This is a genomic window from Streptomyces kanasensis, assembly GCF_043077165.1.
GTDB classification, from domain to species: Bacteria; Actinomycetota; Actinomycetes; order Streptomycetales; family Streptomycetaceae; genus Streptomyces; species Streptomyces changanensis.
In genome coordinates this window covers 366,692-390,408 of the sequence record NZ_JBIBSF010000008.1, presented here as the reverse complement: position 1 = coordinate 390,408, position 23,717 = coordinate 366,692, and the positions used below count along the sequence as shown (strand labels likewise).

At 73.7% G+C, this 23,717-nt stretch carries 19 protein-coding genes and 1 pseudogene; 12 read left to right on the top strand and 8 right to left on the bottom strand.

Annotated elements, in window-relative coordinates:
* Positions 1-263: 263 nt before the first annotated feature.
* Together recA and recX are read left to right on the top strand one after the other, a co-directional pair.
* Positions 264-1,403, top strand: coding sequence for a recombinase RecA (recA, locus tag ACF053_RS21660; protein WP_391955404.1), 1,140 nt, complete (start codon positions 264-266; stop codon positions 1,401-1,403).
* A 3-nt stretch (positions 1,404-1,406) separates the two neighbouring features.
* A complete protein-coding gene (gene recX / locus ACF053_RS21655; protein ID WP_391955403.1) occupies positions 1,407-1,976 on the top strand; it encodes a recombination regulator RecX in 570 nt (189 codons plus the stop codon).
* Between the two features lie 361 nt (positions 1,977-2,337).
* On the opposite strand, the gene ACF053_RS21650 is transcribed toward recX, so the two are convergent.
* The 5 genes from ACF053_RS21650 to ACF053_RS21630 all read right to left on the bottom strand — a co-directional run bounded on the left by ACF053_RS21650 (position 2,338) and on the right by ACF053_RS21630 (position 7,763).
* The gene (locus ACF053_RS21650; RefSeq protein ID WP_391955402.1) at positions 2,338-4,128 is read right to left on the bottom strand and encodes an FAD-dependent monooxygenase; all 1,791 of its coding nucleotides are present in this window, start codon (positions 4,126-4,128) and stop codon (positions 2,338-2,340) included.
* Between the two features lie 236 nt (positions 4,129-4,364).
* Complete coding sequence (locus tag ACF053_RS21645) at positions 4,365-5,285, bottom strand: amino acid ABC transporter permease (protein ID WP_391955401.1); 921 nt, start codon at positions 5,283-5,285, stop codon at positions 4,365-4,367.
* The gene (locus ACF053_RS21640; protein WP_058945177.1) at positions 5,282-5,956 is read right to left on the bottom strand and encodes an amino acid ABC transporter permease; all 675 of its coding nucleotides are present in this window, start codon (positions 5,954-5,956) and stop codon (positions 5,282-5,284) included. Before ACF053_RS21640 ends, ACF053_RS21645 begins: the two co-directional genes overlap by 4 nt.
* A gap of 146 nt (positions 5,957-6,102) precedes the next feature.
* Complete coding sequence (locus ACF053_RS21635; protein WP_391955400.1) at positions 6,103-6,924, bottom strand: glutamate ABC transporter substrate-binding protein; 822 nt, start codon at positions 6,922-6,924, stop codon at positions 6,103-6,105.
* A gap of 53 nt (positions 6,925-6,977) precedes the next feature.
* Positions 6,978-7,763: an amino acid ABC transporter ATP-binding protein gene (locus ACF053_RS21630; RefSeq protein ID WP_391955399.1), complete on the bottom strand. Its 786-nt coding sequence runs from the start codon at positions 7,761-7,763 to the stop codon at positions 6,978-6,980.
* Between the two features lie 412 nt (positions 7,764-8,175).
* Between ACF053_RS21630 and ACF053_RS21625 the strand changes: the two are divergent.
* Positions 8,176-8,892, top strand: a pseudogene (locus ACF053_RS21625) (response regulator transcription factor); the annotation flags it as partial.
* Positions 8,893-9,126: 234 nt separating this feature from the next.
* Entirely contained in the window at positions 9,127-10,551 is a 1,425-nt protein-coding gene (locus ACF053_RS21620; protein WP_391955398.1) for a sensor histidine kinase, read from the top strand.
* Here the strand turns inward: ACF053_RS21620 and ACF053_RS21615 are convergent.
* On the bottom strand, positions 10,530-11,546 hold the full coding sequence (locus ACF053_RS21615; protein WP_391955397.1) for a TAXI family TRAP transporter solute-binding subunit: 1,017 nt from the start codon (positions 11,544-11,546) through the stop codon (positions 10,530-10,532). The two genes, ACF053_RS21620 and ACF053_RS21615, sit on opposite strands and share 22 nt — an antisense overlap.
* Positions 11,547-11,722: 176 nt before the next feature.
* Here ACF053_RS21615 and miaB point away from each other — a divergent pair, with 176 nt between their 5' ends.
* A complete protein-coding gene (gene miaB, locus ACF053_RS21610) occupies positions 11,723-13,240 on the top strand; it encodes a tRNA (N6-isopentenyl adenosine(37)-C2)-methylthiotransferase MiaB (protein ID WP_391955396.1) in 1,518 nt (505 codons plus the stop codon).
* Positions 13,241-13,365: 125 nt separating this feature from the next.
* Positions 13,366-14,124: a hypothetical protein gene (locus ACF053_RS21605; RefSeq protein WP_391955395.1), complete on the top strand. Its 759-nt coding sequence runs from the start codon at positions 13,366-13,368 to the stop codon at positions 14,122-14,124.
* Between the two features lie 426 nt (positions 14,125-14,550).
* Here the strand turns inward: ACF053_RS21605 and ACF053_RS21600 are convergent, their stop codons facing one another.
* Complete coding sequence (locus ACF053_RS21600) at positions 14,551-14,808, bottom strand: antitoxin (RefSeq protein WP_391955394.1); 258 nt, start codon at positions 14,806-14,808, stop codon at positions 14,551-14,553.
* 41 nt (positions 14,809-14,849) lie between these two features.
* Positions 14,850-15,155, bottom strand: a complete 306-nt coding sequence (locus ACF053_RS21595) for a hypothetical protein (protein ID WP_391955393.1) — start codon at positions 15,153-15,155, stop codon at positions 14,850-14,852.
* 183 nt (positions 15,156-15,338) lie between these two features.
* Here ACF053_RS21595 and miaA point away from each other — a divergent pair, with 183 nt between their 5' ends.
* The 6 genes from miaA (at position 15,339) to hflX (ending at position 23,548) form a co-directional block, all read left to right on the top strand.
* Complete coding sequence (gene miaA / locus ACF053_RS21590) at positions 15,339-16,277, top strand: tRNA (adenosine(37)-N6)-dimethylallyltransferase MiaA (RefSeq protein WP_391955392.1); 939 nt, start codon at positions 15,339-15,341, stop codon at positions 16,275-16,277.
* 106 nt (positions 16,278-16,383) lie between these two features.
* Positions 16,384-16,854 (top strand): hypothetical protein, encoded by a 471-nt coding sequence (locus ACF053_RS21585; protein ID WP_391955431.1) that lies wholly within the window; start codon positions 16,384-16,386, stop codon positions 16,852-16,854.
* A 204-nt stretch (positions 16,855-17,058) separates the two neighbouring features.
* Positions 17,059-17,931: a diaminopimelate epimerase gene (gene dapF, locus ACF053_RS21580; RefSeq protein WP_391955391.1), complete on the top strand. Its 873-nt coding sequence runs from the start codon at positions 17,059-17,061 to the stop codon at positions 17,929-17,931.
* Between the two features lie 274 nt (positions 17,932-18,205).
* On the top strand, positions 18,206-20,293 hold the full coding sequence (locus ACF053_RS21575) for a RelA/SpoT family protein (protein WP_391955390.1): 2,088 nt from the start codon (positions 18,206-18,208) through the stop codon (positions 20,291-20,293).
* A 162-nt stretch (positions 20,294-20,455) separates the two neighbouring features.
* A complete protein-coding gene (locus ACF053_RS21570; protein WP_391955389.1) occupies positions 20,456-21,916 on the top strand; it encodes a M1 family metallopeptidase in 1,461 nt (486 codons plus the stop codon).
* Between the two features lie 138 nt (positions 21,917-22,054).
* Positions 22,055-23,548, top strand: a complete 1,494-nt coding sequence (gene hflX / locus ACF053_RS21565; protein WP_391955388.1) for a GTPase HflX — start codon at positions 22,055-22,057, stop codon at positions 23,546-23,548.
* The last annotated feature ends 169 nt before the right edge of the window (positions 23,549-23,717 follow it).

Sequence of the window (23,717 nt, the reverse complement as noted above, 5' to 3'; positions counted from 1 at the left end):
TGCGGCGGGTGGGGGTGTCGTGGCGGGGGCACGGCGAGGCCGTGGCCGTGCCGGAGCGGCGCCCCGGCGGCTTCGTCCACAGCCGGTGTGGCTCGCTTGACACCAAAATCGAACATCCATTCTTATGGGGGCGTGGCCTGGCCCTCCGCGTCAGCGGCGGGAGGTTTTCCACAGGCCGGGAGGTCCGTCGGGGCGCGTTGTCAGTGGCAGGGGTTAGCGTCTTTGACGTGAAGCGATCGACTCAAGCAAATCGGGTGGAACCCATGGCAGGAACCGACCGCGAGAAGGCGCTCGACGCCGCGCTCGCACAGATTGAACGGCAATTCGGCAAGGGCGCCGTGATGCGCATGGGCGAGCGGTCGAACGAGCCCATCGAGGTCATCCCGACCGGCTCGACCGCGCTCGACGTCGCGCTCGGCGTCGGTGGCCTGCCGCGCGGCCGTGTGGTGGAGGTCTACGGCCCGGAGTCCTCCGGTAAGACGACCCTGACCCTGCACGCGGTGGCCAACGCGCAGAAGGCCGGCGGACAGGTCGCCTTCATCGACGCGGAGCACGCCCTCGACCCCGAGTACGCCAAGAAGCTCGGCGTCGACATCGACAACCTGATCCTGTCGCAGCCGGACAACGGCGAGCAGGCCCTGGAGATCGTCGACATGCTGGTCCGCTCCGGCGCGCTCGACCTGATCGTCATCGACTCCGTCGCCGCGCTCGTGCCGCGCGCGGAGATCGAGGGCGAGATGGGCGACTCGCACGTGGGCCTCCAGGCCCGCCTGATGAGCCAGGCCCTCCGGAAGATCACCAGCGCGCTCAACCAGTCCAAGACCACCGCGATCTTCATCAACCAGCTCCGCGAGAAGATCGGCGTGATGTTCGGCTCGCCGGAGACCACGACCGGTGGCCGCGCCCTGAAGTTCTACGCCTCGGTGCGCATCGACATCCGCCGCATCGAGACCCTCAAGGACGGCACGGACGCGGTAGGCAACCGCACCCGGTGCAAGGTCGTCAAGAACAAGGTCGCCCCGCCGTTCAAGCAGGCCGAGTTCGACATCCTCTACGGCGAGGGCATCAGCCGCGAGGGCGGCCTGATCGACATGGGCGTGGAGCACGGCTTCATCCGCAAGGCGGGCGCCTGGTACACGTACGAGGGCGACCAGCTCGGCCAGGGCAAGGAGAACGCCCGCAACTTCCTCAAGGACAACCCCGACCTCGCCAACGAGATCGAGAGGAAGATCAAGGAGAAGCTGGGCGTCGGAGTCCGGCCGGAGACCCCGGCGGCCGAGCCGGGCGCGGTCGACGCGGCGGTGGCCCCGGCGGACGCCGCGGCCGATGCGGCCAAGTCGGTCCCCGCCCCGGTGACCAAGACCACCAAGGCGACCAAGGCCGCAGCGGCGGCCAAGGGGTAACCCATGGCCCGGCGCACCGAATGGCCGGGCGGCAGCCCCGACTCGTCGAGGGCCGAGAAGGAGCTGCCGCCCCAAGATCCGGCTGAGCGGGCGCGGGCGATCTGCCTGCGCCTGCTCACCGGGACGCCGCGCACCCGCAAGCAGCTCGCGGACGCGCTGCACAAGAAGGAGATCCCGGAGGAGGTCGCCGAGGAGGTCCTCTCCCGCTTCGAGGACGTCGGTCTGATCGACGACGCCGCGTTCGCCGGGGCATGGGTGGAGTCCCGGCACCACGGCCGCGGCCTGGCCCGCCGCGCCCTGGCCCGCGAGCTGCGCACCAAGGGGGTCGACTCCGCCCTGATCGACGAGGCCGTCGGCCGGCTCGACGCCGAACAGGAGGAGGAGACCGCGCGCGAGCTCGTCCAGCGCAAGCTCCGCTCCACCCGGGGGCTCGACCGCGACCGCCGGCTCCGCCGCCTGGCCGGCATGCTCGCCCGCAAGGGCTACCCGGAGGGTCTGGCCCTCCGCGTCGTCCGCCGCGCGCTGGAGGAGGAGGGCGAGGAGACCGAGGATCTGGACTTCGACACCATGTGACGTTCCGGCGCACGGGGCCGGGGAGGCCGGGACCGCACGGTCCGCACGGGGCCGGGGAGGCCGGACCACACGGTCCGCACCGGCGCCAGGGGCTTCGCGGCGCTCCCAGGTCATCCGCGGGCTTCTTTCCCCGCGGCTCGCTTCGTCAGAGAGAGCTCCGGTGGCCGTCACGGGGCTCCGCGGCGGGAGCCGGCGGGCCTCGCGGTCAGGCGTCAGCCAGCCAAGCCTCTGGTGGTGGGGGCGTCGGGCCTCGCGGTCAGGTCGGGCGTCAGCCGGGGCCGACAGAGTGCCGGCGGCTTCACGACACGGCCTCGCCGGCCGGGCGCCATGGCGGGACGTCAGGGAGCCCGGCGGAGGACCGTCAGTGGACGTCAGCCGTCTCCTCGGCGCGCACCTCGCCGTCCGCGTCCCGCCCCGGTCCGCCCCGCAGCGCCTCCGCCGCCGCGCGCAGCTCCGCCGGCCGCACGCCCGCGAAGGCCGCCGCCAGATGCCCGTCGGGCCGCACCAGCAGCACGGTGTGCGCGGCCGCCCCCGGGTACGCCTCGGTCACCAGCAGCTCGCCCCGTACCGGCAGCGCCCGTACGGCCTCCGCCAGCCGGGGCATCACCCCCGCGCTCACCCAGTGGCGCCGGTCCCACACCCCGGTCCCCGGGGCCACCAGCACCACGAGCACGCCCCGCCCCAACCGATCCCGCAGCCGCCCCGTCGCGCCGTCCGGCGAGGTCACCGGCACGTCGTCGACCGGCGCACCCGCCTCCGTACCGACCTCCACCCGCGCCTCGGGACCGAGCGGCGCCAGCGGCGAGTGGACGTACGACGGCGGGGCGCCCAGCGGGCCGAGACCCAGGTGCCCGTCGGTCAGCAGGGCGTCGTGCTGCCGCGAACCGCCGAGGTACGTCCGCAGCCCGCCCCCGCCGCGCAGTACCGGAAGCGACTGGTCCGCTGCCCGCAGCCGCGCGGCCACCGCCGTGCGCCGCTCCGCCTCGTAACTGTCGAGCAGCACCTCGGACGGCCCGTCGTGCCACGCCGCGGCCAGCTTCCACGCGAGGTTCTCCGCGTCGCGCAGCCCCTCGTCCAGGCCCTGCGTCCCCAGCGCGCCGAGCAGGTGCGCCGCGTCCCCGGCCAGGAACGCCCGGTCGACGCGCCAGCTCCGCGCGAGCCGGTGGTGCAGCGTGTACACACCGGTGTCGACCAGGTCGTACGGGGGGACCTCCGCGCACCACCCGGCCAGAGTCTCCCGGATCCGCCCTACCAGCGCCTCGGGTGTCACCAGGTCTCCGCGCGGCGGCAGCAGCCAGTCCAGCCGCCAGCCGCCCGCCGGAAGGGGACGCGCCGTCACCTCGTCCCCGCCGCCGCGCCACGGCGGCTGGCGGTGCAGGACCGCCTCGCCCGGCCAGGGCAGTTCGGCGCGGAGCATGGCGACCGCGTGGCGCTCCACGGCCGTGCGCCCCGGGAAGCGGATCCCCAGCAGCTTGCGGACCGTGGACCGGGCACCGTCGCAGCCCACCAGATGGCTGCCCCGCCACCACGCCGACCGCGGGCCGCGGGTGTGCGCGGAGACACCGCTCGCGTCCTGGTCGAGCGCGTCCAGACGGCTGTCCCCGACGATCTGCACGAGACCCCGGGTCTGCGGTGCCGCGACGGCCTGGCGGAGCGCGAGGGTGAGCGCGTGCTGCGGGACGTGCAGCGGCGACTCCACGCCCGGCTCGTCGCCGGGCCCGTACGCCGGTCCGTCGCCCGGCCCGAGCTGCTGTCCACCCCTGCCCGGCGCCTCCCGGGCCGTCGTCCCGCCGCGCCTCTCGTCGTACCCCTCACCGGACCCGTCATCGGGCCCCCGGCCGTCCGCGCCACCCGCCTCGCCACCGGACACGCCACCACGCGCGTCGGCGAAGGCCACGTGCCGGACCACCTGCCGACGGCGCATCGACCGCCACCCCGACCAGCGGGTGCCCTCCTCGCGCAGCGTCTCGGCGCAGCCCAGCCGCTCGACGAAGGCGGCGGTGTCCGGCCGCAGTACGGCGGTCCTGGCCGGGCGGTACTCGTCCGCACCGGCAGCCTCGTCCAGGACGACCGACGGCACGTCCTGCGCGGCGAGCGCGAGGGCCAGGGCGAGACCGACCGGTCCCGCGCCGACGACGATCACCGGATCCACGGCGTGACTCCTGTGGCTCCTGCGACCTGAGTGGTCATGCGACGAGCAGGGGAAACACGTGGAAGTGCGACGAGAACCCGGTGATTGATCACAGAACGTATGCAACCCACTGCGCGTGCTTGCGTCAAGTGACGGGGCAGTGGCGCACGAACGCGTGAAGGGGCGGCGGCCGTATGCCACCACCCCTTCCCGTGACGGCGCGGACCTCCGCCCACGCCGTCGGCGCTCCCCGGCCGTCAGGTCCCGGTGCCGTGACCCTTGCGGACGGCCACCTCCTCGGCGACACCGCCGCCGAGCTCCGTGTCGATGTCCGTGATGTCGACCGTCGCGCCGGAGCTCTTCCCGCCCTGCCGCAGCCGGCGCTCGAGCCAGCCGGCGAACCGGGTGAGGAGGCCGTTGACGGCGATGTACATGAGCGCGACGACGGTGAACGCCGCGATCGTGTTGGCGCCGTAGTTGGCGGTGATCGAGCGGATCTGGAAGAGCAGCTCCGAGAAACCGAGGACCGCGCCGCCGAGGGCGGTGTCCTTCACGATGACCACGAGCTGGCTGACCAGGGCCGGCAGCATCGCCGTCACGGCCTGCGGCAGGAGCACGTACCGCATCGTCTGGCCCTTGCGCATGCCGATCGCCTTGGCGGCGTCCGTCTGTCCGGACGGCAGGGAGAGGATGCCCGCGCGAACGATCTCCGCGATGACGGAGGCGTTGTACAGGACGAGCCCGGTGACCACCGCGTACAGCGGCCGGACTTCCGACTCGATGGTCGTGAACTGCACGAACATCGCGCTGGCGAACACCATCATCACCAGGACCGGGATGGCGCGGAAGAACTCCACCACCGCGCCGATCGGCACCCGTACCCAGGCGTGGTCGGAGAGTCGCCCGATGCCGAGCAGGGCGCCCAGCGGAAGCGCGATGACCAGCGCGAGCCCCGCCGCCTTGAGGGTCTCCCCGAGGCCGGGGAACAGGAAGGTGGTCCAGATGGCGGAATCGGTGACGAACGGCGACCACTTCTCGGCGGTCAGCTGGTTCTTCTCGGCCATCATCGACAGCGCCCACCAGACGCCGGCCGCCAGCAGGACGAGGAAGAGCGCGGAGTAGAGGAGGTTCCGCCGCTTGGCCCGGGGGCCCGGGGTGTCGTACAGCACGGAGCTCATCGCTTCACCGCCATGCGCTTGGCCACCCAGCCCAGGAGCAGGCCGGTGGGGAGGGTGAGGAGGACGAACCCGAAGGCGATGACGCCGAACACGGCGAGCAGCGAGTCGGACTCGTTCTCGACCATTTCCTTCATGAGGAGGGAGGCTTCCGCGACACCGATCGCCGCGGCGACGGTGGTGTTCTTCGTCAGCGCGATCAGGACGTTGGCGAGCGGGGCGATCACCGAGCGGAACGCCTGCGGCAGCACGATCAGCGTCAGCACCTGGAAGAAGCTGAGCCCCAGTGCCCGCGCCGCCTCCGCCTGCCCCACGGGCACCGTGTTGATGCCGGAGCGCAGGGCCTCGCAGACGAAGGTGCCGGTGTACGCCGCCAGGCCGAGGACCGCCATGCGGAACCCGATGGTCTTGGAGTCGCCTCCGGCGAGCGTGATCCCCAGCGTCTGGTAGAGCACGAGCGAGCAGCCGATGAGCACGATGGTCAGCGGCGTGTTGCGCACCGCGTTGACGTACGTGGTGGCGAAGCCCCGCATCAGCGGCACGGGACTGACCCGCATCCCCACCAGGAGCGTGCCGAGGATCAGGGACCCCAGCGCCGAGTAGAGGGCGAGCTGGACCGTCACCCAGAACGCGCCGAGCAGGTCGTACTGCGGATTATCTAGAAAGTCGAACACGATGACCCGCGCTCTCCCCTGGTTGGATCGTGAGGGCGCCGCCGGCCCGGCCGGGGCCGACGGCGCCTCTCCGCTGCTGCTGGCTGTGCTCCGCCCGCCGCCCCGGGGCGGCGGGACCGCCGCCGCTCAGGCGCGACGGGGCCGGATCACTTCTCGGTGATCGCCGGCGCGGGCTCGTTCTTGTAGTTGGCAGGGCCGAAGTTGGCCTTGACGGCCTTCTCCCACGAGCCGTCCGACTTCATCTTCTCGAGCGCGGCGTTGATCTTGTCGCGGAGCTCCTTGTCGCCCTTCTTGAGGCCGATGCCGTAGTGCTCGTCGCTCAGCTTCAGGCCGACCAGCTTGAACTTGCCCTGGTGTTCCTTCTGCGCGGCGTAGCCCGCCAGGATGGAGTTGTCCGTGGTCAGGGCGTCGACCGCGCCGTTCTCCAGGCCGGTGATGCACTCGGAGTAGCCGCCGAACTCCTGGAGGTCGGCCTTGGGGGCGAGCTTCTCCTTGACGTTCTGCGCCGACGTCGAGCCGGTGACCGAGCAGAGCTTCTTGGCGTTGAGGTCCGACGCCTGCTTGATGGAGTTGTCGTCCGCGCGGACCAGCAGGTCCTGGTGGGCGAGGAAGTAGGGACCGGCGAAGTCCACCACGGCCTTGCGCTTGTCGTTGATCGAGTAGCTGGCGACGACGAACTTCACGTCACCGTTGCGGATCAGGTTCTCGCGCTCGGCGCTGGGCGCCTGCTTGAACTCGATCTTATCGGCGCTGTAGCCGAGCTCCTTGGCGACGTACGTGGCGACGTCGACGTCGAAGCCGGTGTACTTGCCGTCCGGCGTCTTCAGGCCGAGGCCGGGCTGGTCGTACTTGATGCCGACGACGATCTTGTCGCCGTCGCCGTCGCCACTGCCGGAGCCACAGGCGGTCGCCGTGAGCGAGAGGGTGGCGACCGCGGCGAGGGCCGCACTGGTCTTGCGGAACTGCATGGTGAACATCCCTTGTGTCGTGGTCCGGCCGTGGTGGTTCGGCATCGGGGTGGTCAGTGGTGGAGGATCTTCGACAGGAAGTCCTTGGCCCGGTCGCTGCGCGGGTTGCTGAAGAACTCCTCCGGCGACGCCTCCTCGACGATCCTGCCGTCGGCCATGAAGACGACCCGGTTGGCGGCGGACCGCGCGAAGCCCATCTCGTGGGTGACGACGACCATCGTCATCCCCTCGCGTGCCAGCTGCTGCATCACCTCGAGGACCTCGTTGATCATCTCGGGGTCGAGCGCCGACGTGGGCTCGTCGAAGAGCATGACCTTCGGGTCCATGGCCAGCGCCCGCGCGATGGCGACGCGCTGCTGCTGGCCGCCGGAGAGCTGCGCGGGGTACTTGTCCGCCTGCGAACCGACGCCGACCCGGTCCAGCAGGGACCGGGCCTTCTGCTCGGCGGCCTGCTTGTCGGTCTTGCGGACCTTGAGCTGGCCCAGCATCACGTTCTCGAGCACCGTCTTGTGCGCGAAGAGGTTGAAGGACTGGAAGACCATGCCGACGTCGGCCCGCAGCCGTGCCAGCTCCTTGCCCTCGTCGGGCAGCGGCCGGCCGTCGATGGTGATCGTGCCGGAGTCGATGGTCTCCAGGCGGTTGATGGTGCGGCACAGCGTGGACTTGCCGGACCCGGACGGCCCGATGACGACCACGACCTCGCCGCGGGCGATCGTCAGGTCGATGTCCTGGAGCACGTGCAGCGCGCCGAAGTGCTTGTTGACGTTGCTCAGTACGACCAGGTCGCCCGCCGTCGGTGCGGCGTCCGCTGCGCCCTTGGTGACTGACACTCCGCTCATCGCCTCTCGCTCCGTCCTGCTCGGTTGCAGAGGACATTAAGCACGCCCCACGAGCAGCGTCATCACATCTGAGCGGAAATTGAGCATAACGATCCGGCCGCAACCGGACACACCGCGTGAACAGGGCGGTGTCGCAATACCGGCTGCATAACGGATCGCGGCGGTCCCCGGCGCCGCACTTGACTCGCGCTCCGCCATCGGAGTTCATGCGGAGTACGAAACGGCGCCCGGGCACCGCCATGCCCTGGCACCATTCAGGTGCACCGACGACGCTGCACCCGACACACCGCACCGACCGTACGCCGCCGAGTGCTCGCGCGGGCTCACCCGCACGAGTGAACGCCTATGCGCCGGTATGCACGTACGCTCGCACGCCGTACGCCACAGGACCGCTTCCGGAGGGGGGCCCGAATTGAGACTGCTGCTGGTCGAGGACGACGACCACGTCGCCGCCGCCCTGTCCGCCATCCTCAAGAAGCACGGCTTCGCCGTCACGCACGCCAGGAACGGCGAGGAGGCGCTCAAGGCCGTCCTCCCCTCCGACGAGCCCGGCAGGAGCCCCTTCGGCGTGATCCTCCTCGACCTCGGCCTGCCCGACCAGGACGGCTACCAGGTCTGCGGCAAGCTCCGGAAGCTCACCTCGACGCCGGTCATCATGGTGACCGCGCGGGCCGACGTGCGCTCCCGCATCCACGGCCTCAACCTCGGCGCCGACGACTACGTCGTCAAGCCGTACGACACCGGTGAGCTGCTGGCCCGCATCCACGCCGTCAGCCGGCGCGCCACCGGCGGCGCCGACCCCGAGGACACCGGCTCCCTGCCCGTGGTCGGGAGTTCGGCCGAGCCGCTGCGCCTCGGTCCGGTCGTCGTGGAGCTGCCCACGCGCCGGGTCAGCGTCGACGGCACGCTCGTCCCCCTCACCCGCAAGGAGTTCGACCTGCTGGCCCTGCTCGCCCAGCGGCCCGGCGTGGTGTTCCGCCGCGAGCAGATCATCAGCGAGGTGTGGCGCACCAGCTGGGAGGGGACGGGCCGGACCCTGGAGGTCCACGTGGCGTCCCTGCGCGCGAAGCTGCGGATGCCGACGCTCATCGAGACCGTGCGCGGTGTCGGCTACCGCCTCGTCGTCCCGACGACACCCCCCGGTGCCGCCCCGCCCGCGCCCGTCACGCCCCCGGCGCCCGTCGGCGACGCGCCTCCGCCCGCGATGCCACCCGCCATGCCCCCGACCGCGCCGACCGTGCCCGGCGACGCGTCCCCGGCCGCCCCGTCCGCGCCCCCCGTCGCGCCCCCGCCCGTGCCGCCCGCCACGCCCCCCGCCGCGCCTCCGGGCGTCTAGCGCCGGGCCCCGGAACGACGGGCGACCGTGCGCACACGACTCCTTCCGCTCCTCATCGTCCTCATGGCCGGTGTCCTGCTCGCCTTGGGCTTCCCGCTCGCCGTGAGCATGGCCTCGGCCTACCAGCAGACCGTCGTCGTCGACCGCATCGACGACACGGCCCGGTTCGCGGCGCTCGCCCAGTACGTCACCGAGAGCGGCCCCGGCATCGACGAGCGGAAGGCCACCCTCCAGGGCGAGCTGCTGCGCTACCAGGACGTGTACGGCATCCACGCCGGCGTCTTCTACCGCGACGGCAGCGCCATGGCCGCCGCCCCCGAGGGGTGGCGCGTACCGGACGAGGGCGAGCTGCGGCGCGCCCTCGTCGAGGCCCGGCTCGGCCGGCGCTCGCACGACCCGCCCCAGGTGTGGCCCTGGCAGCCGGACGCCCGCCTGGCGGTCGCCTCACCGGTCGTACGGGACGGGGACGTCGTCGCGGTGGTGGTCACCGACTCGCCGACCGGGCAGCTGCGCGGTCGGATCCTGCGCGGTTGGCTGGTCATCGCCGCCGGCGAGTGCGCGGCCATGCTGCTCGCCGTCGGCGCGGCCTTCCGGCTCACCGGCTGGGTGCTGCGGCCCGTCCGCGTCCTCGACGCGGCCACCCACGACATCGCCACCGGCCGCCTCAACTCCCGCGTCGCCGCCGGCGGGGGACCGCCGGAGCTCCGCCGCCTGGCCCGTTCCTTCAACGAGATGGCGGACAACGTCGAGCAGGTGCTGGAGCAGCAGCGCGCCTTCGTCGCCGACGCCTCGCACCAGCTGCGCAACCCGCTCGCCGCGCTGCTGCTGCGGATCGAGCTGCTCGCGCTGGAGCTGCCGGAGGGCAACGAGGAGATCGCCTCCGTCCAGGCGGAGGGAAAGCGCCTGGCCCAGGTCCTCGACGACCTGCTGGGTCTGGCGCTGGCCGAGCACGCCTCCGCCGACCTGCGCCTCACCGACATCAAGGAGCTGGCCGCCGAGCGGATCGCCGCCTGGCGGCCCCTCGCCGACGAGCGGGGGGTGCGGCTGACGGGGCGGGGACCGGCCGTCACCGCGTGGGCCGATCCCGTCGCGCTGTCGAGCGCGCTCGACGCGGTGATCGACAACGCCCTGAAGTTCACCCCGCGCGGGGAGGAGGTCACGGTCGAGGTCGCCGCCCGGGGCGACACCACCACCGTCGTGGTCAGCGACAACGGCCCGGGCCTCACCGACGAGGAGCTCGGCCGCGTCGGCGACCGCTTCTGGCGCAGCGGCCGGCACCAGAACGTCAAGGGCTCGGGACTGGGCCTGTCCATCACGCGGGCGCTGCTCGCCGCCGGTGGGGGCTCCCTCGACTTCGCCCGCAACGACCCCCACGGCCTGCGCGTGACGGTCTCCCTGCCGCGCACCGAGCCCCCGGCCGTCGCCGGCGCCTACGGTTTGACCGACCGGTAGTAGCGCCGGGCGCCGTCGTGGAGGGGCAGCGGGTCGGTGTAGAGCGCCGTCCGCAGGTCGACGACCTGCGCGGGGTGCACCTCCCGGCCGATCCGGTCCCTGCTCCCGATGACCGTCCGCGTGACGCCCTCGGTCAGCGCGGGGTCGATGCGCTCGGTCGTCACCAGCAGGTTCGCCACGGCCACCGTCGCCACCGGCTCGCCCTCCTGGGCCAGCGGGTAGGCGTCCGCCGGGATCACGGCGGAACGGTAGTACCGGCTCGGGCCGCCCTCCGCGTGGACCGTGTCGACGAGCTCCTGCTCCAGCGGCACCAGCCGGATCGGGAAGCGCTCCGAGAGCCGCAGGACCGCGTTGGTGGGCAGGCCGCCGGACCAGAAGAACGCGTCCAGCCGGTCGCCCTCCATCAGCGCCGGCATGGTGTCGATGCCGGCCGACACGGCCCGTATGTCCTTCGTCGGGTCCAGCCCCGCCGCACCCAGCAGCCGGTCCGCGAGCAGCCGCACGCCGGAACCCGGCTGCCCGACGCCGACCCGCAGCCCGGCCAGGTCGCGCGCGGACCGCACGGCGGAGCCCCGGGGCACGACGAGCTGGACGTAGTCGTCGTACAGCCGGGTACAGCCGCGCAGGCCGGCCGCGCCGGGCCGGCCCTCCTGGACGTACGTGGCGACGGCGTCGGCCGTGGCGATGGTGAAGTGCGCCTCACCGGAGGCCACGCGCGCCAGGTTCTGCTGGGATCCCTCGCTGTCGCGCAGCGTGGTCGTCACGTCGGGCAGACGCCGGTCGAGCGCCTCCTTCAGGAGCTGGCCGTACCGCTGGTAGACCCCGGTCCGCACGCCCGTGCTGAAGGTGATCTCCCCGCTCGGGCGCTCCTGCCCGAGCGGCAGCAGCCACCACAGCACCCCCCCGACCAGCGCCAGCAGCGCCGCCGCGAGCGGCAGGGCGCGGCGGCGGCCGGCGCGGAGCACGCGGGCGGACCGGTTCGGGGAGGCAGGCATGGGGCGATCCTGCCAGCCGCGCCCCCGCCGGGGGAACCGAGGGCGGGTACGGACCGCGACGACCCGCCGGACCGCGACGACCCGCCGCACCGCGCCCCGGGCCCGTGTCTGTGCCCGGCCCCCGGCGTTCCCCGGCTCGGGGCGGAGGCGGTCCCGGCACCGCCTACCCTTGTCCCATGACCAGCAGCGACCGGAGCCAGGCAGTGGACGTCAAGCGAACCTACGAAGTGCGCACCTACGGGTGCCAGATGAACGTCCACGACTCCGAGCGTCTCTCCGGCCTGCTGGAGGACGCCGGCTACGTCCGCGCGCCCGAGGGTGCCGACGGCGAGGCGGACGTCGTCGTCTTCAACACGTGCGCGGTCCGCGAGAACGCCGACAACAAGCTGTACGGCAACCTCGGCCGGCTCGCTCCGAAGAAGGCCGGGCGACCCGGCATGCAGATCGCCGTCGGCGGCTGCCTCGCCCAGAAGGACCGCGACACGATCGTCAAGCGGGCGCCGTGGGTCGACGTCGTCTTCGGCACCCACAACATCGGCAAGCTGCCGGTCCTGCTGGAGCGCGCCCGCGTCCAGGAGGAGGCGCAGGTCGAGATCGCCGAGTCGCTGGAGGCGTTCCCCTCCACCCTGCCCACCCGCCGCGAGTCGGCGTACGCCGCGTGGGTCTCCATCTCCGTCGGCTGCAACAACACCTGTACCTTCTGCATCGTCCCGGCGTTGCGCGGCAAGGAGAAGGACCGCCGGCCCGGCGACATCCTCGCCGAGGTCGAGGCCCTCGTCGCCGAGGGCGTCTCCGAGATCACCCTGCTCGGCCAGAACGTCAACGCGTACGGCTCCGACATCGGCGACCGCGAGGCGTTCGGCAAGCTGCTGCGCGCCTGCGGGCGCATCGAGGGGCTGGAGCGCGTCCGCTTCACCTCGCCCCACCCGCGCGACTTCACCGACGACGTCATCGCGGCGATGGCCGAGACGCCGAACGTGATGCCGCAGCTGCACATGCCCCTCCAGTCCGGCTCGGACACCGTCCTCAAGGCGATGCGCCGCTCGTACCGCCAGGAGCGCTTCCTCGGCATCATCGAGAAGGTCCGCGCCGCCATCCCGCACGCGGCGATCTCCACCGACATCATCGTGGGCTTCCCCGGCGAGACGGAGGAGGACTTCGAGCAGACCCTGCACGTGGTGCGCGAGGCCCGGTTCGCGCAGGCGTTCACCTTCCAGTACTCCAAGCGCCCCGGCACACCCGCGGCCGAGATGGACGGCCAGATCCCCAAGGAGGTCGTCCAGGCGCGCTACGAGCGGCTCGTCGCCCTCCAGGAGGAGATCTCCTGGGACGAGAACAAGAAGCAGGTCGGCCGGACCCTGGAGGTCATGGTCGCGGAGGGCGAGGGCCGCAAGGACGACGCCACCCGCCGCCTGTCGGGCCGCGCCGCCGACAACCGGCTCGTCCACTTCACCCGCCCCGACGAGGACGTCCGCCCGGGCGACGTGGTGACCGTGGAGATCACGTACGCGGCCCCGCACCACCTGCTCGCCGAGGGCCCGGTCGCGGCGGTGCGCCGCACCCGGGCCGGCGACGCCTGGGAGCGCCGTACGACCGCCCAGGCGCCCACGCCGTCGGGCGTCATGCTCGGCCTGCCCCGGATCGGCGTCCCGGCCCCCCTGCCGCCCGCCACGAACGGCTGCGCCGTCAACTGACCCGCCCGTCCGGGTGACCCCCGGCCCTCCATCCTCACGGCCACCCGCGCGCGGGTGGCCGTGACGCGTCGTCGACGGGCCGGGCGGCGCCGCTCCGGCGCTCCCGGGCCGTTACGCTGCGGATCATGCTTGTCGCCGCAGCCGTCTGCCCCTGTCCGCCGCTCCTCGTCCCCGCCGTCGCCGCCGGCGCCGCGCCCGAGCTGGACGACGCGCGCACGGCCTGTGTCGACGCCCTGGGCGTCCTGGCCGCCTCGCGGCCCGACCGGCTCGTCGTGGTCGGCCCCGACCCGCACGCCGATCCCGCGCGGGGCGGCACCCTGCCCTACCCGCACGGAGCCGCCGGCGACCTCCGCGGCTTCGGCGTGGACCTCGACGTACGGCTCGGGCCCGGCGAGCCCCGGGACGCCCCCGCGCGCCCCCTGCCCGCCCCGCTGGCCGTGGCCGCGTGGCTGCTGCAGCGCGCCGACTGGGCCGACGCCCCCGTCGAGGGTCTCGGCGTGGCCGAGCGGCTGGCACCCGCGCGCTGCGCGGAGGTCGGACGGGAGCTCGCCGCGAGGGCGCCGCGCGTCGCGCTGCTGGTGATGGGCGACGGCAGCGCGTGCCGCAGCGTCAAGGCGCCCGGGTACCTCGACGAGCGCGCCGAGGACTTCGACGCGGCCGCCACGCGCGCGCTGGGCTCCGCCGACGTGGCCGCCCTGGCCGCGCTCGACGCCGACCTCGCCCACGAGCTGAAGGCGGCCGGCCGCGCCCCGTGGCAGGTGCTCGCGGGGGCGGCGGCAGGCCGGGGCGACGGCCCCGCGCGCGTGGAGGGCGGTCTGGAGGGCCGCCTGCTGTACGAGGGCGCCCCCTACGGCGTCGGCTACACCGTCGCCACCTGGTCGTGACACGGACCTCGTGACACGGGCCTCGTGACACTGACCCTCGCGGCACGGACCCGCGACGGGCCTGGGGCCGCCGGGTCCCGCGGACCGTGGGACGGGCAGCGTCCTCACACGGGGCCGGCCCGGACGGGCACGGTGCGCCGCCCTGACGCGGGCGCCGTGGACACGTGCCCTCACGAAGGTCGTCGCCGGGCCGGCGACACGACACACGGCGGGCGGCCACGGCGACGGCGCCCTGCACGCCGGCCGGCGGCGCGGCCGCCCCCCCCCGGCGCCCCGCACCCTGCCGCTGCGGCTGGTGCTGTTCCCCCCCCCCCTGCGCGCCTGCCCGGCCCCCGGCCCCGGCCGCACGGCCCGGCGCGGGCCGGCGGCCGCCCCCCCCCCCCCCCCCCCCCCCGCCGTGTCGCCGCCCGGCCCCGGACCCGGGGGTCAGGCCGTCGGCGGAGGGGGAGGCGGTGGCGGCGCCGCGCCGTCGTCGTCGCGGTGCGCGAGCCGGTCCACCGCGTTCCGGGCCTTCACCGTGCCGGACTCGATCTTGTCGCTGTACTTGCCCTTGGTCCGCTGGTCGACCATCCGGGCCGCCTTCTCGATGCCGTGGTCGATCTTGTCGCCGTGCTGATGGGCGAGGTCCGAGACCTTGCCTCTCGCCGGGCCGAGCTTGGTCTTCAGCGTGTCCAGGAAGCTCATGGCCCACCTTCCCTCCGTACGGGCCGGACGCACCGGCACACCTACGTGCGGGCGCCTTCGCCGGCTTCGTTGTCCGCCGCCTCCCCGGCGGACTGCTGCTTCGGGATGTCCACGCCGTCGGCCGCCTCACCGGACGCCGCCTCATCGGAGGCCGGTTCCGCCGGGGCCTTCGCGGCCGCGGCCTCGGCTCCCGGGGTCTCCGCCCCGTCCGACGACCCCTCGGCGCGCTCCTCCGCCCGTTCCTCCGGCCCGTCCGTCACCGTGGTGCCCGCCGCCTCGTCGGGGGTGGCTCCGGCCGTCTCCTCGCCCTTCTCACCCTTCCGGCGAAACCATGCAAAAACGCCCATATCAACTCCATAGCGTACTCGTGTGGGCGAAATCCCGCGCAGTCCGGAGCGTCCCATTGCGGCGCCCGGCGAGGCCGGTCCCTGGAACCGGCGGTCGGAACCTCGCAACTGGGAACGACGCCGCTCCCGCCCCGTCACGTAACTCGTTCGGGGACACCCCCCGACGTTTGGGACACTGATGCGGTGAGCAGCACGAACCCCGCCCCGCGCGTCATCGCCGTCGTCGGCCCCACCGCAGCAGGAAAGTCCGATCTGGGCGTCCACCTGGCACGTGAACTCGGCGGGGAGGTCGTCAACGCCGACTCCATGCAGCTGTACCGAGGGATGGACATCGGCACCGCCAAATTGACGCCGGAGGAACGCGGCGGAGTTCCGCACCACCTCCTCGACATCTGGGACGTCACGGAGGCGGCCAGCGTCGCCGAGTACCAGCGCCTGGCCCGCGCCGAGATCGACCGGTTGCTCGCCGAGGGGCGAACCCCGGTCCTCGTGGGCGGCTCAGGGCTGTACGTACGCGGCGCCATCGACGCCCTGGAGTTCCCCGGGACGGACCCCGCCGTCCGCGCCCGTCTGGAGGCCGAGCTGGAGGAGCGGGGCTCCGGCGTCCTGCACGCCCGGCTCGCCGCCGCCGACCCCGAGGCCGCGCGCGTGATCCTGCCCAGCAACGGCCGCCGCGTGGTGCGGGCCCTGGAGGTCATCGAGATCACCGGTCGGCCCTTCACCGCCAACCTCCCCGGCCACGACTCCGTGTACGACACCGTGCAGATCGGCGTCGACGTGGCGCGTCCCGAGCTGGACGCCCGCATCACGGCGCGCGTGGACCGGATGTGGGACGCCGGACTGGTCGACGAGGTCCGCGCACTGGAGGGGCGGGGCCTGCGCGAGGGCCGCACCGCCTCCCGCGCCCTCGGCTACCAGCAGGTCCTCGCCGCGCTCGCGGGGGAGTGCTCCGAGCGGGAGGCCCGCGACGAGACCGTCCGCGCCACCAAGCGCTTCGCGCGCCGCCAGGACTCCTGGTTCCGCCGTGACCCGCGCGTCCACTGGCTCAGCGGCGCGGTCGCCGACCGCGGGGAACTCCCCGGGCGGGCACTGACGTTGGTCGAACGAGCGGTCACAGCCTGATCACGTGATGGCATCGGGACGCACTGTCCGTCATGCAGGCGGCCGGGAGCGTGCCATCATCGAGCATCGATCGACCAGTGGATCCGAGTGGGGAGGGCGCGTGGCGATGGAGGCCGGCCCTCGCGACAGAGAAGCGGCTCAGGCACCGGACGGCGGCGACGCGTCGGTTCCGGAGGCCCCCGGACTCACCCCGGACGGCCCGGAGCTGACCGAGGACGGGGTGCAGGAGGTCGTCCCCGACGAGGTCGAGGTCGAGCTGCGCCCCCAGCGGCGGCTGCGCATCTGGCAGCTCGCCCCGATCGTCGGCCTCGGCGCGCTGGGCTCCCTGATGTTCGCCTTCCCCCTGGCCTTCGGCTCGGGTGACGGCGGCGCGGTCCTCGCGATGCTCGGGCTCCTGCTCTGCGGCTGCGCGGCCGGCTGGGGCATGATGGCCGCCCGTCGCGTCGGGTACACCTGGCCCGGCCTGCCCCCGCGCGGCTCGGGCGGGCGCCCCGACTGGCGCGTGATCGCCCTGTACGCGGCCGGGGTCACCCTCCTGGTCGTCCTCGCCGTCTGGCGCGTCGCCCGCCTCCGCTGAAGCCACCCGGAGCGGGCGGAGCCGGGAAGGAGCACCCGACGGCCCGTCCGGACCGAAGGGAGCCGGAGCGAGCCCCCCGACGGCCCACCCGGACCGAGCCCATCCGACGGTCCCGTCCGTGACCGGGGCCGCCCCGCGCGCGGCGTGGTTCCGGCGGCCGGACGGCTCGGCACGGTGTCGCACCCGCCCCGTAGGATTGATCGCGTGAGCACCGCACCCCTCGCCTTCCTCAAGGGCCACGGCACCGAGAACGACTTCGTGATCCTGCCCGACCCGGACAACGCCATCGACCTGCCCGCCTCCCTGGTGGCCCGGGTCTGCGACCGGCGCGCCGGGATCGGCGGTGACGGGGTGCTGCACGTCGTCCGCGCCGCCGCCCACCCCGACGCCCGCCACATGGCCGACGAGGCCGAGTGGTTCATGGACTACCGCAACGCCGACGGCTCCGCCGCCGAGATGTGCGGCAACGGCGTCCGCGTGTTCGTCCGCTACCTGGAGCACGCCGGCCACATCACGGCCGGTGACGTCGCGGTCGCCACGCGCGCCGGCGTCAAGCAGGCCCACCTGGACAAGGACGGCGACGTCACGGTCTCCATGGGCCGCGCGGTCCTGTCCGGTGACGGCGTCACCGTCACCGTCGACGGCCGCTCCTGGCCCGCGCGCAACGTCAACATGGGCAACCCCCACGCGGTGGCCTTCGTCGAGGACCTCGCCCACGCCGGCACCCTCCACACCGAGCCCCCGTACACCCCGGCGGCCGTCTACCCGGACGGGGTGAACATCGAGTTCGTCGCCGACCGCGGCCCCCGGCACGTCGCCATGCGCGTCCACGAGCGGGGTGCCGCCGAGACCCGCTCCTGCGGCACGGGCGCCTGCGCGGTCGCCGTGGCCGCCGCCCGCCGCGACGGCCTGGACCCGGCGGAGACGGGCGCCCCCGTCACGTACACCGTCGATGTCCTCGGCGGCACGCTCCTCATCACGGAGCGGCCGGACGGCCGGGTCGAGATGACCGGGCCCGCCGTCATCGTCGCCGACGGCCACATCGACGCCGCCTGGCTCGCCGGCGCCTCCGCCTGACGCCCGGCCGCTCCCGCGCGCCCACGAGCCCGGCCGGCCCCGCTCGCGCACCGACGGGTCCGGTCGGCCCCGGCGCACGTCGATACCCGCCTCGACACCCACGCCGGAGCCCGCGTCGGTCACGGAGCGAAACCACGGCCGTCCAAACGTCGCTCGAATGGGTGATCCCCTTCACGCTGAGCGAGAGCGGGACTGCGCCACGTGGTGGGCTCGGTAGCATCAAGCACCGGCGCCGTGCCCCACCCACCGCCGGTCGACGCCGCCGGAGGTGCCCATGAGTGCAGAGGCCACCAATCCCAGTGTCCCCAGCCGCAGGCGCGGCCGCCCCAGACTCGACCTGCGCCGGCTCGGCCGCGCCGCGCTCCTCGGCCCCACCGCCCGCGGCCGCCTCCCCGACGCCATCGGCCACGTCGCCGACGCCCACCGCGCCCACCACCCCGACGCCGACCTCGCGGTCCTGCGCCGCGCCTACGAACTGGCCGAGTCCTCCCACCGCGGTCAGTTCCGCAAGAGCGGCGAGCCCTACATCACGCACCCGCTGGCCGTCACGCTCATCCTCGCCGAGCTCGGCGCCGAGACCACGACACTGACCGCCTCCCTCCTCCACGACACCGTCGAGGACACCGACCTCACCCTCGACCGGGTCCGTGAGGAGTTCGGCGACGAGGTGGCCTACCTCGTCGACGGCGTCACCAAGCTGGAGAAGGTGGACTACGGCGCCGCCGCCGAACCCGAGACGTTCCGCAAGATGCTCGTCGCCACCGGCAACGACGTCCGCGTCATGTCGATCAAGCTCGCCGACCGGCTGCACAACATGCGCACCCTCGGCGTCATGCGCCCCGAGAAGCAGGCCCGCATCGCCAAGGTCACCCGGGACGTCCTCATCCCCCTGGCCGAACGACTCGGCGTGCAGGCGCTCAAGACCGAGCTGGAGGACCTGGTCTTCGCGATCCTCCACCCCGTCGAGTACGAGCGGACCCGCGCCCTCATCGCCGACAACGCCACCGCCGGTGACGCCCTCGCCGCGGTCGCCGACGACGTGCGGACCGTGCTGCGCGAGGCCGGCATCACCGCCGAGGTCCTCATCCGCCCCCGCCACTTCGTCTCCGTGCACCGGGTCAGCCGCAAACGCGGCGAGCTGCGCGGCACGGACTTCGGGCGGCTGCTGGTCCTCGTCGGCGAGGACGCCGACTGCTACGCCGTCCTCGGTGAGCTGCACACCTGCTTCACGCCTGTGACCTCCGAATTCAAGGACTTCATCGCCGCCCCCAAGTTCAACCTGTACCAGTCGCTCCACACCGCCGTCGCCGCACCCGACGGAGCCGTCGCCGAGATCCTCATCCGCACCCACCAGATGCACAAGGTCGCCGAGGCCGGCGTCGTCGCCCTGGGCAACCCCTACGCCGCCGCCCCGGCCGACGGCTCCGACCCGGGCGACGACGGAGAGCGCGCCGACCCCACGCGCCCGGGCTGGCTCTCGCGCCTCCTCGACTGGCAGCAGTCCACGCCGGACCCGGACACCTTCTGGACCTCCCTGCGCGCCGACCTCGCCCAGGACGGCGAGATCACCGTCTTCCTCCCCGACGGCGGCACCCTCGCCCTGCCCGCCGGCGCGACCTGCGTGGACGCCGCCTACGAGCAGTACGGCACCACCGCCCACGCCTGCGTCGGCGCCCGCGTCAACGGACGCCTCGCCACCCTCGGCACCGTCCTGCGCGACGGCGACACCGTCCAACCGCTGCTCGCCGCGGACAGCGGCTCCGGCCCGTCGCCCGACTGGCTCGAACACGCCCGCACACCCACCGCCCGCATCGCGATCGACCGCTGGCTCACCGCCCACCCCCACGGCCCCGACATGCCCGCCGCCGACCCGCGCCCGCCCTCCGCGGTCGTCGCCGACCGCCAGCCCACGGCGAACGCCGTCGTCGACGCCCCGCACACCGGCGTCCGCCTGGCCGGCTGCTGTACGCCGGTACCGCCCGACACCATCACCGGCTTCGCCGTGCGCGGCGGGGCCGTCACGGTGCACCGCGCGGAGTGCCACGCCGTGCTCCGCATGCGGAACCTCGGCAGGCAGCCGGTCACCGTGCGCTGGAGCGGACCCGCGCAGTGCCGCGTCACGCTGGTCGCCGAGGCGTTCGGCCGGCCCTGTCTGCTGGCCGACCTGACCGACGCCATCGCCACCGCCGGGGCGGCGATCGTCTCCGCCACCGTCGAACCCCCCAGCGAGCAGCGCGTCCGCCACACGTACACCCTGCAGCTCCCCGACGCGACCGGCCTGCCCGCCCTCATGCGCGCCATGCGCGACGTGCGCGGCGTGTACGACGTGAGCCGCGCCCAGCACCCGGCGGGCGCCCACTGACCGAAGCGCCCACCCCCGGGGCCGCCCGCGCCGGGCCAGCCGCCGAGGGGCGTCCGGAGGGGGCCGTACGGCGCACGGGTGTGCCCTCGGCGGCCGTCCGTTCGGGTGCGCCGGGCGCGCGCCGCCGGGGCGTGCGCGGGGGGCGCTGGTAGCGGTGAGGCCATGTCCCTCACCTCTCCACGCCTGCGCGCCGCGCTCGTGGCCACGGCGTCCGCGGGGCTCATCGCAGCCGCCGTGCCCGCACCCGAGCCGCTCGGCATCGGCGACCCCCTCTTCCCCCACCTCGGCAACCCCGGCTACGACGTCCTCGCCTACGACATCGCCCTCACCTACGGCGGTGACAACCGCACCCCGCTGGACGCCGTCACACGGATCGACGCCCGGGCCACCCAGCGGCTGGAGCGCCTCAACCTCGACTTCTCCCACGGCACCGTCAAGACGGTCCACGTCGACGGCCGCCCCGCCGACTTCACCGGCACCGGCGAGGACCTGGTCGTCGACACCGGGCGGCCCGTCGAACCGGGCACGCGGCTCACCGTCACCGTCGCCCACACGAGCGACCCCGCCGCGCCCAAGGCGTCGGGCGGCTGGATCCGCACCTCCGACGGCCTCGCCATGGCCAACCAGGCGGACGCCGCCCACCGGGTGTTCCCCTGCAACGACCACCCGGCCGACAAGGCGTACTTCACCTTCCACGTCACCGCCCCCAAGGACCTCGTCGTCGTGGCCAACGGGCTGCCGGTCGCGCGGAGCGTCGCCGGCCCCGCCGCCACCTGGACCTACCGCGGTGTCCACCCCATGGCGACCGAACTGGCCCAGGTCTCCATCGGCCGCTCCGTTGTCGTCCGCCGCACCGGCCCGCACGGCCTGCCCGTCCGCGACGTCGTCCCGGTCGCCGACCGGGAGCGGATGGAGCCGTGGCTGGCGAAGACCCCGGACCACCTGCGGTGGATGGAGAACGAGGTCGGCCGCTACCCCTTCGAGACGTACGGGGTGCTCGTGGCCGACGCGGCCACCGGCTTCGAACTGGAGACCCAGACCCTCTCCCTCTTCGAGCGGGGCCTGTTCACCCACCCCGACCTCCCCGCCTGGTACATCGAGTCGATCATGGTGCACGAGCTGGCGCACCACTGGTTCGGCAACAGCGTCTCCCCCCGGGCCTGGTCCGACCTGTGGCTCAACGAGGGCCACGCCACCTGGTACGAGGCGCGGTGGGCCGAGGACGCCGGCCACCGCACCCTGGAGAGCCGGATGCGCGAGGCGTACACCGCCTCCGACCGGTGGCGCGCCGCCGGCGGACCCCCCGCCGCACCCCGCCCGCCCGCGCCCGGACAGAAGATCAGCCTGTTCCGCCCCGTCGTCTACGACGGCAGCGCCCTCGTCCTGTACGCCCTGCGCCAGGAGATCGGCGACACCGCCTTCCGCGAGCTGGAGCGCCGCTGGGTCACCCGGCACGCGCACGCCACGGCCGGCACCGCCGACTTCGTCCGCCTCGCCTCCGACGTCGCGGGCCGCGACCTGACGCGCTTCCTGCGGGGCTGGCTGTACGGCGAGCGGACCCCCGCCATGCCCGGCCACCCCGACTGGCGCAGCAAGGCCCCGTCGAACGCGAAACCCGCGTGACGCGGTCATCCACCCCGTGCGACCATCGTCACGTCGGCGGCGCGGCCGGGGCATCACCCGGCGCCTTCCCGGGAATCAATCGGGGAGAGCACGCGTTGTCACCGACGTACCGCTTTTTTCCATCGACGTAAGGATCAAATGACCTCCTCTTCTTCCCCTTCCCAGGACGAGCAGAGCTCCGCGGAGCTGACCCGCGCCGAGAGCCTTCGGGCCGATGCCCTGATGGAAGAGGACGTCGCCTGGAGCTACGAGATCGACGGCGAGCGGGACGGCGAGCAGCTCGACCGCTCGGAGCGCGCGGCGCTCCGACGCGTGGCGGGCCTGTCCACCGAGCTCGAGGACGTCACCGAGGTCGAGTACCGGCAGCTGCGCCTGGAGCGCGTCGTGCTGGTGGGCGTCTGGACCTCGGGGACCGTGCAGGACGCGGAGAACTCCCTGGCCGAGCTGGCCGCCCTCGCCGAGACGGCGGGCGCGCTCGTGCTGGACGGAGTCATCCAGCGTCGCGACAAGCCGGACCCGGCCACCTACATCGGCTCCGGCAAGGCCGAGGAACTGCGGGACATCGTCCTGGAGACCGGTGCCGACACCGTCGTCTGCGACGGTGAGCTGAGCCCGGGCCAGCTGATCCACCTCGAGGACGTCGTCAAGGTCAAGGTGGTCGACCGGACCGCCCTGATCCTCGACATCTTCGCCCAGCACGCCAAGTCGCGGGAGGGCAAGGCACAGGTCGCCCTCGCGCAGATGCAGTACATGCTGCCGCGGCTGCGCGGCTGGGGCCAGTCGCTCTCCCGTCAGATGGGTGGCGGCGGCGGTGGCGGCATGGCCACCCGCGGTCCCGGTGAGACCAAGATCGAGACGGACCGGCGGCGGATCCGCGAGAAGATGGCGAAGATGCGCCGGGAGATCGCGGAGATGAAGACCGGCCGCGACATCAAGCGGCAGGAGCGCCGGCGCAACAAGGTGCCGTCGGTCGCCATCGCCGGGTACACCAACGCCGGAAAGTCGTCCCTGCTCAACCGCCTGACCGGCGCGGGCGTGCTGGTGGAGAACGCGCTGTTCGCCACCCTCGACCCGACGGTCCGCCGGGCCGAGACGCCGAGCGGCCGTCTGTACACGCTGGCGGACACGGTCGGGTTCGTCCGGCACCTGCCGCACCATCTGGTCGAGGCGTTCCGCTCCACCATGGAGGAGGTCGGCGAGTCCGACCTGATCCTCCACGTGGTGGACGGCGCGCACCCCGCCCCGGAGGAGCAGTTGGCCGCCGTGCGCGAGGTGATCCGCGACGTGGGCGCTACGAACGTGCGCGAGATCGTCGTGGTCAACAAGGCGGACGCGGCCGACCCGCTCGTCCTCCAGCGGCTGCTGCGGGTCGAGAAGCACGCCATCGCCGTCTCGGCGCGCACCGGCGCCGGCATCGCGGAACTGCTCGCGTTGATCGACGCCGAGCTGCCCCGCCCCGAGGTCGAGATCGAGGCGCTCGTGCCGTACACCCAGGGCGGGCTGGTCTCGCGGGTGCACGCCGAGGGCGAGGTGCTCTCCGAGGAGCACACCGCCGACGGCACGCTGATCAAGGCACGGGTGCACAGCGAGCTCGCCGCGCTGCTCGCCCCGTTCAGTCCCGTCACGGCCTGACGGCGCGACGGGGAAGCGGGTGGTCTCGGGCCTTCCGGCCCGGAACCACCCGCTTCCCCGTTTCCGGCGGCGGGGGGCCCCGGGGGGGCCCCCCCCCCCCCCCCCCCGCCCCCCGGCGGCGGCCGCCCCCCCCGCCCGGGGCCAGGACACCGAACCCGCGGGGGTCATC

Excerpts from the sequence above, each read along its gene's own strand:
- recA (WP_391955404.1), top strand. The coding sequence starts at position 264 with ATGGCAGGAACCGACCGCGAGAAGGCGCTCGACGCCGCGCTCGCACAG.
- recX (WP_391955403.1), top strand. The coding sequence starts at position 1,407 with ATGGCCCGGCGCACCGAATGGCCGGGCGGCAGCCCCGACTCGTCGAGG.
- ACF053_RS21645 (WP_391955401.1), bottom strand. The coding sequence starts at position 5,285 with ATGAGCTCCGTGCTGTACGACACCCCGGGCCCCCGGGCCAAGCGGCGG.
- ACF053_RS21635 (WP_391955400.1), bottom strand. The coding sequence starts at position 6,924 with ATGCAGTTCCGCAAGACCAGTGCGGCCCTCGCCGCGGTCGCCACCCTC.
- ACF053_RS21630 (WP_391955399.1), bottom strand. The coding sequence starts at position 7,763 with ATGAGCGGAGTGTCAGTCACCAAGGGCGCAGCGGACGCCGCACCGACG.
- ACF053_RS21615 (WP_391955397.1), bottom strand. The coding sequence starts at position 11,546 with ATGCCTGCCTCCCCGAACCGGTCCGCCCGCGTGCTCCGCGCCGGCCGC.
- miaB (WP_391955396.1), top strand. The coding sequence starts at position 11,723 with ATGACCAGCAGCGACCGGAGCCAGGCAGTGGACGTCAAGCGAACCTAC.
- ACF053_RS21605 (WP_391955395.1), top strand. The coding sequence starts at position 13,366 with ATGCTTGTCGCCGCAGCCGTCTGCCCCTGTCCGCCGCTCCTCGTCCCC.
- ACF053_RS21600 (WP_391955394.1), bottom strand. The coding sequence starts at position 14,808 with ATGAGCTTCCTGGACACGCTGAAGACCAAGCTCGGCCCGGCGAGAGGC.
- ACF053_RS21595 (WP_391955393.1), bottom strand. The coding sequence starts at position 15,155 with ATGGGCGTTTTTGCATGGTTTCGCCGGAAGGGTGAGAAGGGCGAGGAG.
- ACF053_RS21585 (WP_391955431.1), top strand. The coding sequence starts at position 16,384 with ATGGAGGCCGGCCCTCGCGACAGAGAAGCGGCTCAGGCACCGGACGGC.
- ACF053_RS21575 (WP_391955390.1), top strand. The coding sequence starts at position 18,206 with ATGAGTGCAGAGGCCACCAATCCCAGTGTCCCCAGCCGCAGGCGCGGC.
- ACF053_RS21570 (WP_391955389.1), top strand. The coding sequence starts at position 20,456 with ATGTCCCTCACCTCTCCACGCCTGCGCGCCGCGCTCGTGGCCACGGCG.
- hflX (WP_391955388.1), top strand. The coding sequence starts at position 22,055 with ATGACCTCCTCTTCTTCCCCTTCCCAGGACGAGCAGAGCTCCGCGGAG.